Origin of the sequence: Paraburkholderia caballeronis, assembly GCF_900104845.1 — a bacterium.
In the GTDB taxonomy this organism is placed as follows: domain Bacteria; phylum Pseudomonadota; class Gammaproteobacteria; order Burkholderiales; family Burkholderiaceae; genus Paraburkholderia; species Paraburkholderia caballeronis.
The window spans coordinates 3,037,674-3,051,174 of the sequence record NZ_FNSR01000001.1 but is presented as its reverse complement, the minus strand read 5'-3'; the positions used below and the strand labels follow the sequence as shown (position 1 = coordinate 3,051,174).

Annotated in this window: 13 protein-coding genes; 7 read left to right on the top strand and 6 right to left on the bottom strand. The window is 67.5% G+C overall.

The genetic code is table 11. The annotated features are described in order from the left end of the window. Positions 1 to 38: 38 nt before the first annotated feature. The gene (locus tag BLV92_RS13620) at positions 39 to 926 is read right to left on the bottom strand and encodes a helix-turn-helix transcriptional regulator (protein ID WP_090545689.1); all 888 of its coding nucleotides are present in this window, start codon (positions 924 to 926) and stop codon (positions 39 to 41) included. Positions 927 to 978: 52 nt separating this feature from the next. On the opposite strand from BLV92_RS13620, the gene BLV92_RS13615 reads away from it, so the two are divergent. Both BLV92_RS13615 and BLV92_RS13610 read left to right on the top strand, forming a co-directional pair. Next, complete coding sequence (locus tag BLV92_RS13615; RefSeq protein WP_090545688.1) at positions 979 to 1,185, top strand: hypothetical protein; 207 nt, start codon at positions 979 to 981, stop codon at positions 1,183 to 1,185. A 202-nt stretch (positions 1,186 to 1,387) separates the two neighbouring features. Beyond that, positions 1,388 to 1,792 carry a hypothetical protein gene (locus BLV92_RS13610; protein WP_090545686.1) on the top strand — a complete coding sequence of 135 codons (405 nt, stop codon included), beginning with the start codon at positions 1,388 to 1,390 and terminating at the stop codon, positions 1,790 to 1,792. Between the two features lie 22 nt (positions 1,793 to 1,814). Here the strand turns inward: BLV92_RS13610 and BLV92_RS13605 are convergent, their stop codons facing one another. Beyond that, on the bottom strand, positions 1,815 to 2,087 hold the full coding sequence (locus BLV92_RS13605) for a hypothetical protein (RefSeq protein ID WP_090545684.1): 273 nt from the start codon (positions 2,085 to 2,087) through the stop codon (positions 1,815 to 1,817). 568 nt (positions 2,088 to 2,655) lie between these two features. Here BLV92_RS13605 and BLV92_RS13600 point away from each other — a divergent pair. Next, the gene (locus tag BLV92_RS13600) at positions 2,656 to 3,681 is read left to right on the top strand and encodes a methyl-accepting chemotaxis protein (RefSeq protein ID WP_090545682.1); all 1,026 of its coding nucleotides are present in this window, start codon (positions 2,656 to 2,658) and stop codon (positions 3,679 to 3,681) included. A 110-nt stretch (positions 3,682 to 3,791) separates the two neighbouring features. On the opposite strand, the gene BLV92_RS13595 is transcribed toward BLV92_RS13600, so the two are convergent. Next, positions 3,792 to 5,330, bottom strand: a complete 1,539-nt coding sequence (locus tag BLV92_RS13595; RefSeq protein ID WP_090547071.1) for a methyl-accepting chemotaxis protein — start codon at positions 5,328 to 5,330, stop codon at positions 3,792 to 3,794. 292 nt (positions 5,331 to 5,622) lie between these two features. Here BLV92_RS13595 and BLV92_RS13590 point away from each other — a divergent pair, with 292 nt between their 5' ends. From BLV92_RS13590 to BLV92_RS13575, 4 genes are all read left to right on the top strand, one after another. Then, positions 5,623 to 6,561: a class I SAM-dependent methyltransferase gene (locus tag BLV92_RS13590; RefSeq protein WP_090545681.1), complete on the top strand. Its 939-nt coding sequence runs from the start codon at positions 5,623 to 5,625 to the stop codon at positions 6,559 to 6,561. Positions 6,562 to 6,905: 344 nt separating this feature from the next. Further along, on the top strand, positions 6,906 to 7,154 hold the full coding sequence (locus tag BLV92_RS13585; protein ID WP_090545679.1) for a DUF3311 domain-containing protein: 249 nt from the start codon (positions 6,906 to 6,908) through the stop codon (positions 7,152 to 7,154). Then, positions 7,151 to 8,701: a monocarboxylate uptake permease MctP gene (mctP, locus tag BLV92_RS13580; protein ID WP_090545677.1), complete on the top strand. Its 1,551-nt coding sequence runs from the start codon at positions 7,151 to 7,153 to the stop codon at positions 8,699 to 8,701. Before BLV92_RS13585 ends, mctP begins: the two co-directional genes overlap by 4 nt. Before the next feature lie 205 nt (positions 8,702 to 8,906). After that, on the top strand, positions 8,907 to 10,280 hold the full coding sequence (locus BLV92_RS13575) for an FUSC family protein (RefSeq protein ID WP_373681883.1): 1,374 nt from the start codon (positions 8,907 to 8,909) through the stop codon (positions 10,278 to 10,280). Positions 10,281 to 10,294: 14 nt separating this feature from the next. Here the strand turns inward: BLV92_RS13575 and yjdN are convergent, their stop codons facing one another. From yjdN to BLV92_RS13560, 3 genes are all read right to left on the bottom strand, one after another. Next, positions 10,295 to 10,726, bottom strand: coding sequence for a VOC family metalloprotein YjdN (yjdN, locus tag BLV92_RS13570; RefSeq protein ID WP_090545674.1), 432 nt, complete (start codon positions 10,724 to 10,726; stop codon positions 10,295 to 10,297). A 299-nt stretch (positions 10,727 to 11,025) separates the two neighbouring features. After that, a complete protein-coding gene (gene tal, locus BLV92_RS13565) occupies positions 11,026 to 11,985 on the bottom strand; it encodes a transaldolase (RefSeq protein ID WP_090545672.1) in 960 nt (319 codons plus the stop codon). A gap of 221 nt (positions 11,986 to 12,206) precedes the next feature. Continuing rightward, a complete protein-coding gene (locus BLV92_RS13560; protein WP_090545670.1) occupies positions 12,207 to 13,424 on the bottom strand; it encodes a benzoate/H(+) symporter BenE family transporter in 1,218 nt (405 codons plus the stop codon). Between the last annotated feature and the right edge of the window lie 77 nt (positions 13,425 to 13,501).

Below are 13,501 nucleotides of genomic sequence, written 5' to 3'. Positions count from 1 at the left end.
GGGGTTTCGATTCGCTGCGCAAGCATGCGTCGCGACGCTCACCTCTCCGCTGCCCCTTCTCCAACCCGAACGACCTGTCCTTCCTCGGTCCCCCACGCGCCGACCCCCAGCTTCCACAACGGCGGAAACCGCGCGAACGGCAGCGCCGTATGAGCCAGCACGGCCGTGCCGACCCGGCTATCCGCGCCGAGCTTCCCGCTGATCGCCTTCGCATGCGCCTTCACGGTATCGATGCCGACTTCGAGGATCGCCGCGATCTCGTCGTTCGACTTGCCCCGCGCGATCCACGACGCGACGTCGAGCTGGCGCGGCGTCAGGTCCGGAAACGCATAACGCAGCCGCTCGACGGGCGTGAGCCGCGCAATCGTGCGTTCCTGCGCCTGCCGGTACACCCGCAGCAAATGCGAGCGAAACGCTTCCATGCGGTCGCGCTCCGCGTCGCTGAACGCGGGGCGTCCGATGATGCGCACCGCGGTGACGGTCAGCACGTAGTCGTTATGCGGAATCACGATCGTCATCAGGCGGCGCGCGCCCGATGGCAGAAACGCGTCCTGGGCCATCGGCAGCGCGGGAAATTCGGTGTCGCTGAAGAAATCGGATTCGCGCCAGGCATGCGCGCCGAAGAAGTCCGGCGTCCCCTGCCAGAACGGGTGCGTATGCATGTGACGCGCGAACGCCGCCATCGCGACGGCGCGCCGCTCGGGCGCGTCGTCGACGGAGACCAGCGAACGAAAGTCCTGGGTCGCCTGATGAAACTCGGCATAGGTCACGACGTCGGCGCCGGCCAGCCGGCTCACGGACGAGAAAATCAGCGGGGGCAATTCATGCAGATCGGGTTCGCCTGCATAGAGGCCGATGATCTCGGCCAGTAGCGCGGGGTCGTCCTCGCTACTCTTTCGGGTAATAGGAAGCGGCGAATTCTTCACTTATATTTTCCCCGTCGAACGATGGATCGTCTGAATACACAGAGAGTCCGTTATGAATCCCCATTTGCTGGAACGGGAAATCGAGCATCTGGAGACGGTGGTCCGCTATATCTCCGGTCACCGCCGCGGCATCCCGCTGCGCTACTGGCAGCAGCGCGTCGAGGTGCTGAGCGGGTTTGCCGATACCCATTCCCTGCGTTCGCGCGTGCAGACGCTTCGTCAGGCGCTTGCCGCGATGCAGTCGCGCGAGGCCGCGTAGGTCACGAACGGCCCGACCCGGGCAGTTTGAAGTCGATCGGAAGGCAGTCGAGTCCGCGTCTGCGACCGGTATGGTAGCAGGCATGGCATGGCGTCGCCGGCGGCCCCTGCCTGCCGCGGGGCAGCGCCGGTGCGCGTTTGCCGCCGCTTATGCGCAATGCAATTACAATCGACGGCTTCGAACCGACGATCGTAACCTGTGCATGAAACCCATCCTTGCATCGACCCTCGCGCTGGCCTCGGTCATCGCGCTCGCGGGCACGGCCGCGAAAGCCGACACGCCGGGCGGCGCGCCGTCCGATCCGCCGTGCTCGATCGGGTACGTCACCGGCGTCGGCGGAGCGGTGCAGAGCCTGCGCGAATATCTGGCGACGCCCGACCGGGACAGGTATCGCTACCTGGCGGACAACGAGTTCCAGTGCCGGATCTCGGACGAAGGCCGCGCGTCCGGCTGCACCGGGGTCACGAGTCTTCGCCGCGAGAAGGTCAGCGTGTACGACGAGATCGACAGCACGACGATGGCGGTGGTCGCGCGCATCGAACTGGAACGGGGCACCTATCCGGTGATCATCGCGGTGTCGAAGCAGGACCTGCGCTGCGACGACTGACGTGCAGGGCGCGCCGGCTGCGTCAGCCCGGCGGCCGGCTCAACCGGTCGTCGATCAGCCGCTGCCCGGCGCTATAGCCGCCCATCAGCGCATCGACTTCCGATGCGAACGGTTGTCCGCCGGCTTCGTCGAGCCGCATCGTCGGAAATTCCGCTGTCGCGTCGTGCGCCGCGACGAACCGCACCACGGCGATGTAGCGTCGGCGCGCGAGCATCGTGCGGCCCGCCTGGCCGAAGCACAGCGCCTCGACGCTGACGTCCAGCCGGTAGCCGCGATATTCGTATGTTCGATTCATGTGTTGCCCAACCGCATCCAGTGATACCCGCTTGCGCATCAGGGTCATGCACCGCCGTGGATCGAAGCGGTGCCGCCCGGTTGCAGCCTCGCCCGCGGTTCGCGACGAGGCGGGTCTCACGGTGGATTCTCGCCTGCTCCGTTGACGCCGGAGTTTCAGTTGCATGTCGGTTTTGCTGCCGCCGCCGGGTTCGGCGCGGTCCCGTGCGAAAGGGTTTGAGCCATTAACGGCGGCGTGCGCGATTACTTGAGGGCCGCGCCGGAGCCGACCCGGCGGCCGGCTCAGGACTGACTTCGCGGCTGATCGGCGGAACGGCGAATTCCCCATTTTGATGCCGATGCTTATTCGAGGTGCGGCAATGCACCGATTTAATTGCACGGGGGAAACCGCCTTCGTGCAAATTATTTCGGCTTTCTCACCAATTACGCCCACTTCGCAACATTCCCGTAATTTGTCTTTGCCACGATTTTATTTTCAGTCATGATCACCGGATACGGCTCCAGCTTTTCCATTTTCGGAGAGAGGCGGGTTCGTCGCTACGGCGAATCGTGGAGACTAAGGGGTACTTATGGGCGACGTCGTCGACATCGTCGAACTAACGAAACAGATCAATCGGGTAGCGCGCGGCAAGATTTCCGACATCGACAGCATCAATCGCGAAGCGACGTATCTCGCGATCAATGCGCTGATCGAGGCGGCGCGCGCGGGGGAGGCAGGGCGGGGTTTTGCGGTCGTCGCGAACCAGGTCAAGGTCGTCTCGAAGAAAATCGAACAGCTCACGCGCGAACTGCATAGCGAACTCGATTCGCTCGGCACGCGCATGGTCGGCCAGTTGCAGCACCAGGAGGCGCAGCGGCTCACGGATCTTGCGCTGAACATGATCGACATCATCGACCGCAACCTGTACGAGCGGTCGTGCGACGTGCGCTGGTGGGCGACCGATTCGGCCGTCGTGCAGGCGCTCGAAGACGCGTCGGGCGACGCGCGGGCGCACGCGAGCGAACGGCTCGGCGTGATTCTCGACAGCTACACCGTCTATCTCGACCTGTGGGTGATGGACCTCGACGGCAACGTCGTCGCGACCGGCCGGCCGGGCAAGTATCCGGTCGTCGGCCGCAACGTCGCGGACGAGTCGTGGTTCCGCCCGGCGGTCGCGACGCGCTCGGGCGCCGACTACGTGTCGTCGGAGCCGGAAGGCGTCGCGCTGCTCGGCGGCGCGCCGGCGGCGGTCTATGCGACCGCGGTGCGCGAAGGCTCGAACGAGAACGGCCGGCCCATCGGCGTGCTCGCGGTGTTCTTCGACTGGGCCCCGCAGGCGCACGCGGTCACGCGCGGCGTGCGGCTGTCCGGCGACGAATGGGAAACGACGCGCTGCCTGCTCGTCGATTCGAAGTTCCGCGTGCTCGCCAGCTCGGACAACGACGGCGTGTTCCGCCGCACCCTGCAACTGAAGACGACGGACGACCCTGAAACGAGCCGCTCCGGCTACTACTGGACCGACGACGCGCTCATCGCGTTCGCGCTGACGCAGGGTTACGAGACGTACAAGGGAATGGGCTGGTACGGCGTGATCGAGCGTAAGCGTTCGCGCTGACGAACCGGTCGCGCGGGCCGGATGAAACCGGGCCGGCGAGTTGCGTGGGGAGCATCCGCACGCGCTCGCCGGCCCGTCTCGTTTGCGGCTCGGTGTTGGCCGTCCCGGCGCTACGCGGGCAGCCTGAAGCTCGCGACCGCCTCGCGCAGCGAAGCCGCCTGATCCTTCAGCGAATGCGCGGCCGCCGCGGCCTCTTCGACGAGCGCCGCGTTCTGCTGCGTGACCTGGTCCATCTCGCCGACCGCGCGGTTCACCTGCTCGATGCCCGCGCTCTGCTCGCGCGACGTCTGGCTGATCTCTTCCAGAATCTCGTTCACGCGCCGCACCGACTCGACGATCTCCGTCATCGTCTCGCCGGCCTGCGCGACCTGGGTCGCGCCCTGTTCGACCGACAGCGTCGACGAGCCGATCAGCGTCTTGATCTCCTTCGCGGCGCTCGCGGACCGCTGCGCGAGGCTGCGCACTTCCTGCGCGACGACCGCGAAACCGCGCCCGTCCTCGCCCGCGCGCGCGGCCTCGACCGCGGCGTTCAACGCGAGGATGTTGGTCTGGAACGCGATGCTGTCGATCACGGCGGTGATGTCGCCGATCTTCTGCGAACTGGTCGAGATGTCGGACATCGTCGCGATCACCTGATCGACGACGCTGCTGCCGCGCGTCGCGACCTCGGCGGCCTGGCCCGCGAGCCGCGCCGCGTGCACCGCGCTGTCGGCGTTCTGCTTCACGTTGGTCGTCATCTGGTCCATCGTGGACGCGGTCTGCACGAGCGCCGCCGCCTGTTCCTCGGTGCGCTGCGACAGGTCGGTGTTGCCGGACGCGATCTCGTTCGCGCCGACGTTGATGTTCTCGGTGCCCGAATACACGCGCGACACGGTCTGCACGAGCCCCGCGCGCATCGCGTGCAGCGCGTGCATCAGGCTCGCGTCGTCGTCGCGGCGCACCGGCACCTCGACGGTCAGGTCGCCCCGCGCGATCCGGCGCGCGGTCTCGACCGCCTCTTCGAGTTCGCCGCCGAGATGGCGGCGCACGCTGCGCAGCACGACCAGCATCACCATGGTCGAGCCGCCCGCGAGCGCCGCCGTCATCGCGAGCCAGCGCAGCGCGCTGCGCAGGAACGCGTCCTGCACGTCGTCCATGTACATGCCGGTCACCACGTACCAGTCCCACGGCACGAAGCGCTTCACGAAGCCGGTCTTCTGCACTGGCTGGTCGTGGCCCGGCTTCGCCCACAGGTAGTCGTCGAAGCCGCTGCCGGTGCGGTCCGCGACGGCGTTCATGTCGGTGACCACGTGCTTGCCGGTCGGGTCCGTGAAGTCGGCCATGTTCTTGCCGATGATCGACCGGTTCGGGTGCGCGAGCATTACGGCATGCGAGTCGTTCACCGCGAGGTAGCCGGAATCGCCGTAGTGCACCGCGCCGATCGCTTCGAGCGCCCGTTTTTTCGCCTCGTCTTCCGGAAGCACGTGCTGCTGCGACAACTGGTAATAGTGGTTGGCGATCGCGACGCCGGAATCGACGAGCGCGGTCAGTTCCTCGCGGCGGCTGTCCAGCATCGAAGTCCGGTTCTGCCACAGGCCGAGCGCGCCGATCAGCAGCAGGCCAACCCATAACACGGCGATCATCGAGCCGAGCTTCTGGTTCAAGGTCATTTTTTGCATCTGTTTTTTCGTGGTGTTCGTTGCGTGCGAGAGGAGTTCGAGCACGGCAAAATGGTGTGCTCCCATGGCCTTACGGCGTCGCGCCGATGCGCGCGCATTAGGGAATACCCGGGGTTTTCGGCGCCAAAGGAAGAAAGTTGCCCTGGCGCTGGAGGTTGCACGTGCAACGGATCGGAAAGCGGCTTGCAGAACGGTTTTTGCCGGCTGTCGGGAAGCGTTGACGACCCGGATGATATTCTCTCGTTCGCTCGCAACCCTGCGCCGCTGGCGCGATACCTTTTACATGACGACTCTGATCAAACGCGCGTCCGCCGAGGCGCGCGCCTTCCGCATTTCCCGCAACAACGCCCGCCACGCGGCGGCCGCGTCGGACGACGCGATCGCGACGCGCAGCCGGAACACGAAACGCACGCGAGCGCAGAACGACGACCTCGACGCCGCGCCGAAGATCGACGCGCCGCGCAAGCCGCGTTATGCGCCGGTCACGTTCTCGGAAGAGGACGGCGTGCGGTATCTGCACTTCGGCACCGAATGGGTGCAGGGCGCGATGCGTCTGAAGAAGCCGCATCACATCGAACTCGAATACGCGCAGCAGATGATGGCGTGGCTGCTGTTCCTCGCGACGCCGGCGCGCATCGTGCAGCTCGGCCTCGGCGCGGCGGCGTTGACGAAGTTCGCGCATCGTTTCCTGCGGCCGGCGAAGGTCGAGGCTGTCGAACTGAATCCGGCCGTCGTCGTGGCGGCGCGAACGATGTTCGAGCTGCCGCCGGACGACGCGCGGCTGACCGTCCACGAGCGCGATGCGTGGGACTTCGTGAACGATCGCGAGAACCACGGCACGATCGGCGCGTTGCAGATCGACGTGTACGACGCGACGGCGCGCGGCCCGGTGCTCGACAGCGTCGCGTTCTACCGCGCGGTGCGCGCGTGCCTGACCGATGCCGGCATCGCGACGATCAACCTGTTCGGCGACCATCCGAGTTTCGTGCGCAACATGAAGCGGCTGAACGAGGCGTTCGAGGGCCGCGTGATCGCGCTGCCCGAGGTGCACGAAGGCAACCGCATCGCGCTCGCGTTCTCCGGCCCGGCGCTCGACGTGCCGTACGCGGCGCTCGAAAAACGCGCGCGGCTGATCGAGGCCAAGCTCGGCCTGCCGGCGCAGCAGTGGGTGAAGGGATTGCGCGAGTCGAGCGGGAAGGACGGCGAGTCGTTCTCGATCTGAGCGCCGATCGTCGATCGCCGGCGGGCGCGGGTTCGGCGAGCCGCGCGCACGAGGCCGCTTCTTGCGGTCAACCCGTTGCACCCGCCGCATAGCGACGCCGGCCTTCGCGCCGGCGTTTTCGTTGCCGCGGAACGACTTCGCCATCCGAAGCACTCCCCCAGGTCCCCCTGACGCACCCCACCGGCTTGACAGCCGCGCCACGATTGGGGTTGCCCCGGCTTGACCGGGTTCCGCCGCGTCCTATACTCTTTTCCCGCTTTCGGGGACCCTGCGGGTTATCCGCCCTCGGGGCCGTCGCCCGCCGACCGGCGGACGCCAATCACTATAAGGACAGAGGAGACGTCATGGCTCACGACGCCGACGCGGGCAAGGCCAGCAAACACTGGCTCTGGCTGTTGCTGCTGCCCTGGATCGCGATGGTCTGGGTGCCGTCTTATAACCGGATCGAGCCCACGCTGTGGGACTTCCCGTTCTTCTACTGGTATCAGCTGCTGTGGGTGCTGTTGAGCGCGCTCATCACCGCGCTCGTGTACCAGAAGACGAAGAACCGCAACAAGGCCGATGCGGGCGGTTCGCAGGGAGGCGCGCGATGAACGTCACCGCCACCTTCGTCTTTATCCTGTTCTTCGTCGGCGTGACGATCCTCGGTTTCGTCGCCGCGCACTGGCGTCGCGGCAACCTCGCGCATCTGGACGAGTGGGGCCTCGGCGGCCGCCGCTTCGGCACCTTCGTCACGTGGTTCCTGCTCGGCGGCGACCTGTACACCGCGTACACGTTCGTCGCGGTGCCGGCGCTGGTGTTCGGCGCGGGCGCGACCGGCTTCTTCGCGCTGCCGTACACGATCCTGATCTATCCGTTCGCGTTCGTCGTGTTCCCGAAGCTGTGGGCAATCGCGAAGCGCCACAACTACGTGACGTCCGCCGACTTCGTCAGCGCGCGCTACGGCAGCCGGATGCTCGCGCTCGCGATCGCCGTGACCGGCATCGTCGCGACGATGCCGTACATCGCGCTGCAACTGGTCGGCATCGAAGTGGTGATCGGCGCGCTCGGCTTCGACACGACCGGTTTCGTCGGCGACCTGCCGCTCATCATCGCGTTCGCGATTCTCGCCGCGTACACGTACACGTCGGGCCTGCGCGCGCCGGCGATGATCGCGGTCGTGAAGGACGTGCTGATCTACATCACGATCATCGCGGCGATCATCGTGATCCCGGCGAAGATGGGCGGCTTCGGCCACATTTTCGCGGCGGTGCCGCCCGAGAAGCTGCTGCTGAAGTCGCCCGACGCGTCGAGCCTGAACGGCTACAGCGCGTACGCGACGCTCGCGGTCGGCTCGGCGCTCGCGCTGTTCCTGTACCCGCACTCGATCACCGCGGTGCTGTCGTCGTCGTCGGGCAACACGATCCGCCGCAACATGGCGATGCTGCCCGCGTACTCGCTGGTGCTCGGCCTGCTCGCGCTGCTCGGCTTCATGGCGCTCGCGGCCGGCGTGAAGGACATGCCCGAGTTCGCGCCGTACTTCAAGGCGTTCGGCCCGAGCTTCGCGGTGCCCGCGCTGTTCCTGCACTTCTTCCCGTCGTGGTTCGTCGGCGTCGCGTTCGCGGCGATCGGCATCGGCGCGCTGGTGCCGGCGGCGATCATGTCGATCGCGGCCGCGAACCTGTACACGCGCAACATCCACAAGGAGTTCATCAACCGCCGGATGAGCCACGAGCAGGAGACCAACATCGCGAAGCTGGTGTCGCTGATCGTGAAGGTCGGCGCGGTGGCGTTCATTCTCGGGCTGCCGCTCACGTATGCGATCCAGCTGCAACTGCTCGGCGGCATCTGGATCATCCAGACGCTGCCCGCGATCGTGCTCGGCCTGTACACGCGGGTGCTCGACTATCGCGGCCTGCTGGTCGGCTGGGCGGCCGGCATCGCGACCGGCACGTACATGGCGGTGTCGCTGAAGCTCGCCGGCTCGATCTACGTGATCCACCTGTTCGGCCTCGCGGTGCCGGGGTACGCGGCGGTGTGGGCGCTGGTCGTGAACCTCGTCGTGTCGGTGGCCGTCAGCGCGCTGGTGCACGTGGCCGGCGCGAAGAAGGCCGAGGACCGCACGCGTCCGGAGGACTATCTGGACGTCGTCGAAGGCTGACCGGCGGCGGTCCGGCCCGTCCGTGCGCGCTGGACGCATGGCGGCGGGCGCGGACCGCGCGCGATGCAGCATCAGGGAAGGCCCGGGAGGGACTTCCCGGCGCAGGCCCGCAACGACCGGTTGCGGGCCTTTCTTCTTCTGGTGCAGGATGGATGGCGCGGCACCGTTGCGGTGGCGACCCTCCGACCCGTTCGTCCGAGCACCCATGGCCCGATCCAGCACCGACACTCCCGTTCGTCGTCCCGTGCGACGCCGCCGCTCGCGGCCCGAGCGGATGCTGCGCGCGATCACGTCGCCGTTCTACCGCTACCGCAACGCGAAGGTGATCCACAGCGTGCGGGTCGGGCTCGCGATGCTGACGTCGATCCTCGCGACGACCGGCATCGACATTCCGCACGGCATCTGGGCGTCGGTGACGCTGCTGGTCGTGATCGGCGGGCTTCAGCACCACGGCTTCATCCGCAAGAAGGCCACCGAGCGCGCGCTCGGCACGCTGCTCGGCGCATTGATCGGGCTCACGCTGATCGTCGTGCAGGCGGTCACCGGCTCGACGACGCTGACCTACGTGCTGATGTCGGCGGTGGCCGGCGTCTGCGGGTATTACGCGATCGGCAAGCCGGGTTACGTCGCGCTGCTGACCGCGATCACGATGTGCATCGTCGCGGGTCACGGCGACAACCTGATCGACACGGGCCTGTGGCGCACGCTGAACGTGATGATCGGCATCGTGATCGCGCTCGCGTTTTCGTTCGCGCTGCCGCTGCACGCGACGTACACGTGGCGCTACCGGCTCGCGGACAACCTGCGCGCCTGCGCGCGCATCTACGCGCGCGTGATGGGCGGCCAGCTGCTCGACGCGGACGCGCAGACCGACGCGTTCCGGCGGCTCGGCGAAGGGCTGGTGCAACTGCGCGCGCTGATGCCGTCGGTCGCGAAGGAGATCGACGTGCCGCAGGCGCGGCTCGAACAGGTGCAGCGGCTGCACCGGTCGATGCTGAGCGCGCTGGAGATGTTGTCGGACGGCGTCGGCCACGACGCGCGGCAGCCGGTGCGGCTCGCGTTCGCGGCGCGCGGCGCGGCGGTGCGGACGATGCTGCTCGCGACCGCGCGCGCGTTGCGCTTCGGCGGCGCGCATCGCGCGTGGGGCGCGGCGGATGCGCTGCGGGGGGAGAAGGGCGCGGATCGCGCGGCGGGTTCGGTGGCCGTTGGCGGCGGCGATGTTGCGTTGGGCGGGGTTTCTCGCGCGGGCGACGGCGGCGGCGTGCGGAGTGCGATGCCGGATGCCGTTACGGCGGACGCGCCGGGTCAGGCTGAGGCGGCGTCGCAACGGCAATCGCAGGCGCAGGCGCAGACACAAGCGGTACCACAACCGCAGGCACCGGCCTTGCCGCCGCCTCAACCCGAAGCCGAACCCCAACGCCCGCCCGAACCCGCCGCCGGTCCGCTCGCGCCCGAATTGCAGGGGCCTTACTGGCTCGCGCTGCGTTTCGAGGAGCAGGTCGCCGAACTGCGCGCGCTGCTGCTCGCGATCGAGCCGAACTGGAACATCGAGCGCGGCGCCGCGCCGAAATCCCCGTAATCGCCGCGTCCGCGTCAGCCGATCTTTTCGAGCGGCGGCGCGGTGACCATCCACGGCACGCCGAAACGATCGGTCACCATGCCGAATCCCGGCGACCAGAACGTCTTCTGGAACGGCATCTTCACGGTGCCGTCCTTCGCCAGCGCGTTGAAGTAGCGTTCCGCGGTCGCCGCGTCCTCGCCGGCCAGCGACAGGCTGAAGCCCGCGAACGCGCTGCTGTTCGTCATGCAGCCGCCGTCGGACATCATCAGGTCCGACTGGCCGATCCGCAGCGTCGCGTGCATCACCTTGTCGCCCATGTCGGGCGGCATCGGCGGCCGTTGCGGGTCGGGCGGCGCTTCGTCGAAACGCATCCGGAACAGTTCTTCGGCGCCGAGCACTTCGCGGTAATACGCGATCACGTCGCCGCAATTGCCGTTGAAAAACAGGTAGGACTGGATCTGCATCGCGATTCTCCAGCGGATCGAGGGGACGGCGCCATGTCGTGCATGGCGTGCATGCCGCGCCCGCCGCGAAAGCGACGGTTTGCGCGCCGCGGCGTCGCTGCCCTGATTCTAGGCGCGCCTTCGCGCGCCGGCGGCGCGATGTGGTCAGGGTTTATGCGGACGAAGGCGGGAACGCGGGTTGCCAGCGGCCTGCGCTAACGGCCGGACACCCACAACGACAAAACGGCCGCGCCGCGACGGCATTCACCGTCGCGGCGCGGCCGCTTGCGTTGCATCCGGAACCCGAAAAAACGGCGCGATCAGTGCTTGCGCAATTCGTCGATCAGCTTTTCGAGCTTCACTGCATCGGCGGCGAACGCGCGGATGCCTTCCGCGAGTTTCTCGGTCGCCATCGCGTCGTCGTTCACGAGGAAGCGGAACGTCGGCTCGTCGACCGGCACGCGGTCGATCTGCTCGCCGGCAAACGCTTCCGCCGACAGCTTGCGCTCCACCTTGTCGTTGCTGTCGTGCAGCTTCTGCAGCAGGTCGGGGCTGATCGTCAGCAGGTCGCAGCCGGCCAGTTCGACGATCTGGCCCGTCGTGCGGAAGCTCGCGCCCATCACCTCGGTGTGGTAGCCGAACTTCTTGTAGTACGCGTAGATGCGGCGCACCGACTGCACGCCGGGATCGTTCGCGCCGCCGTCCTTCGTTTCGTCCCATGCGCTGCCGGCCTGCTTCTTGTACCAGTCGTAGATGCGCCCGACGAACGGCGAGATCAGTTGCGCGCCTGCTTCCGCGCACGCGGCGGCCTGCGCGAGCGAGAACAGCAGCGTCATGTTGCAGCGGATGCCTTCCTTCTGCAGCACCTCGGCCGCGCGGATGCCTTCCCACGTCGACGCGAGCTTGATCAGCACGCGCTCGCGGTCGATGCCGGCGTGCTTGTAGAGGTCGATGATGTGACGCGCCTTGTCGATCGACTTCTGCGTGTCGAACGACAGCCGCGCGTCCACTTCGGTCGACACGCGGCCCGGGATGATCTTCAGGATCTCGGTGCCGAACGCGATCAGCAGATGGTCGATGATCGACTCCATCGGCTCCGCCGCGTGATCGCGGACGGTCTTTTCGAGCAGCGGCCGGTAGTCGTCCTTCTGCACGGCCTTCAGGATCAGCGACGGGTTCGTCGTCGCGTCCTGCGGCTTGTACTGCGCGAGTTGCTGGAAGTCGCCGGTGTCGGCGACGACGGTGGTGTACTGCTTCAACTGATCGAGTGCGGTAGTCATGTCAGGCCCTGGAGGCGCATGCGCGCCATGATCGGTGGGAGTTGAACGGCCGGGCGCCGCGGGGCGCGCCGGGCGGAATGCGGTGTCGCCGCGCCGTCCGCGCCGGACGGCTTGCCGCGCGGTCATGCACGGCTCATGCCCGTCATTCTATTGCGGATCGCGTGCCGCCGCGATGAAGCGGATGTGACCGCGCGGTGTTGCGCATGCGGCGCGCGTCTCTCTCAGGCGCGCCGCACGTTTAGCACGACCTGCGTGAGCACGCCGGCGACGAGCCCCCAGAACGCGGAGCCGATCGACAGCAGCGTGAGGCCCGACGCGGTGACCATGAACGTGACCAGCGCCGCCTCGCGCTGGCGCGCGTCCTGCATCGCGTTCGTGAGACCGCTCATGATCGAGCCGAACAGCGCGAGCGCCGCGATCGACACGACGAGCGCCTTCGGGAACGCGGCGAACAGCGCCGCGATCGTCGCGCCGAAGGTGCCGGCGATCAGGTAGAACACGCCGCACCAGACGGCCGCGGTATAACGCTTGCTGCGGTCCTCGTGGGCGTCCGCGCCGGTGCAGATCGCCGCGGTGATCGCCGCGAGGTTGATGCCGTGCGAGCCGAACGGCGCGAGCACGAGCGACGCGAGGCCGGTTGTCGCGATCAGCGGCGACGACGGCGTCGGATAACCGTCCGCGCGCAGCACCGCGACGCCCGGCACGTTCTGCGACGCCATCGCGACGACGAAGAGCGGAATCCCGATGCTGACGATCGCGGCGACGGAGAAGGCCGGCATCGTGAACACCGGCTTCGCGACCGCGACGTGGAAGCGGCTGAAGTCGAGCAGCCCGAGCAGCGCGGCCGCGACGATGCCGATCGCGAGCGTCGCGACGATCGCGTAGCGCGGCACGAGGCGCTTCACGATCAGATACGCGAAGAACATCGTCAGCACGAGCGCGGTGCGGTACTGCGCGGCGCGGAAGATCTCGATGCCGATCTCGAACAGGATGCCCGCGAGCAGCGCGGCCGCGATGCCGCCGGGGATGCGTTTCATCAGCGTGTCGAACCAGCCGGTCACGCCGACCGCGGTCAGCAGCAGCGCGCAGACGATGTACGCGCCGATCGCCTCCGCATACGGAACATGCGGCAGCGAACTGATGAGGAGCGCCGCGCCCGGCGTCGACCATGCGACCACCACCGGTGCGCGGAACCACAGTGACAGCCCGATCGTCGTTGCGCCCATGCCGATCGACAGCGCCCAGATCCACGACGAAATCTGCGCATCGGTCAGATGCGCGGCCTGGCCCGCCTGGAACATCAGCACGAGCGAACTCGTGTAGCCGGTCATCATCGCGACGAAGCCCGCGACGATCGCGGAAACCGACGTGTCGGCGAACGGCCGCAGCGGTCCTGGCCGGAAGGTCGCGGGCAGTTCGGGGGACGAGGGCGCGGTCATGCGAAAACTCTCCAGGCGGGGTGCGCGACGTTCGGAATGAAAGTCGGAATCAAAGGGATGGCGAAAGGGGCGGCGCG

Bases quoted from the DNA above. Each gene is read 5' to 3' on its own strand.
- BLV92_RS13615 (WP_090545688.1), top strand. From the start codon at position 979: ATGAATCCCCATTTGCTGGAACGGGAAATCGAGCATCTGGAGACGGTG.
- BLV92_RS13610 (WP_090545686.1), top strand. From the start codon at position 1,388: ATGAAACCCATCCTTGCATCGACCCTCGCGCTGGCCTCGGTCATCGCG.
- BLV92_RS13605 (WP_090545684.1), bottom strand. From the start codon at position 2,087: ATGAATCGAACATACGAATATCGCGGCTACCGGCTGGACGTCAGCGTC.
- BLV92_RS13600 (WP_090545682.1), top strand. From the start codon at position 2,656: ATGGGCGACGTCGTCGACATCGTCGAACTAACGAAACAGATCAATCGG.
- BLV92_RS13595 (WP_090547071.1), bottom strand. From the start codon at position 5,330: ATGACCTTGAACCAGAAGCTCGGCTCGATGATCGCCGTGTTATGGGTT.
- BLV92_RS13590 (WP_090545681.1), top strand. From the start codon at position 5,623: ATGACGACTCTGATCAAACGCGCGTCCGCCGAGGCGCGCGCCTTCCGC.
- BLV92_RS13585 (WP_090545679.1), top strand. From the start codon at position 6,906: ATGGCTCACGACGCCGACGCGGGCAAGGCCAGCAAACACTGGCTCTGG.
- mctP (WP_090545677.1), top strand. From the start codon at position 7,151: ATGAACGTCACCGCCACCTTCGTCTTTATCCTGTTCTTCGTCGGCGTG.
- BLV92_RS13575 (WP_373681883.1), top strand. From the start codon at position 8,907: ATGGCCCGATCCAGCACCGACACTCCCGTTCGTCGTCCCGTGCGACGC.
- yjdN (WP_090545674.1), bottom strand. From the start codon at position 10,726: ATGCAGATCCAGTCCTACCTGTTTTTCAACGGCAATTGCGGCGACGTG.
- tal (WP_090545672.1), bottom strand. From the start codon at position 11,985: ATGACTACCGCACTCGATCAGTTGAAGCAGTACACCACCGTCGTCGCC.
- BLV92_RS13560 (WP_090545670.1), bottom strand. From the start codon at position 13,424: ATGACCGCGCCCTCGTCCCCCGAACTGCCCGCGACCTTCCGGCCAGGA.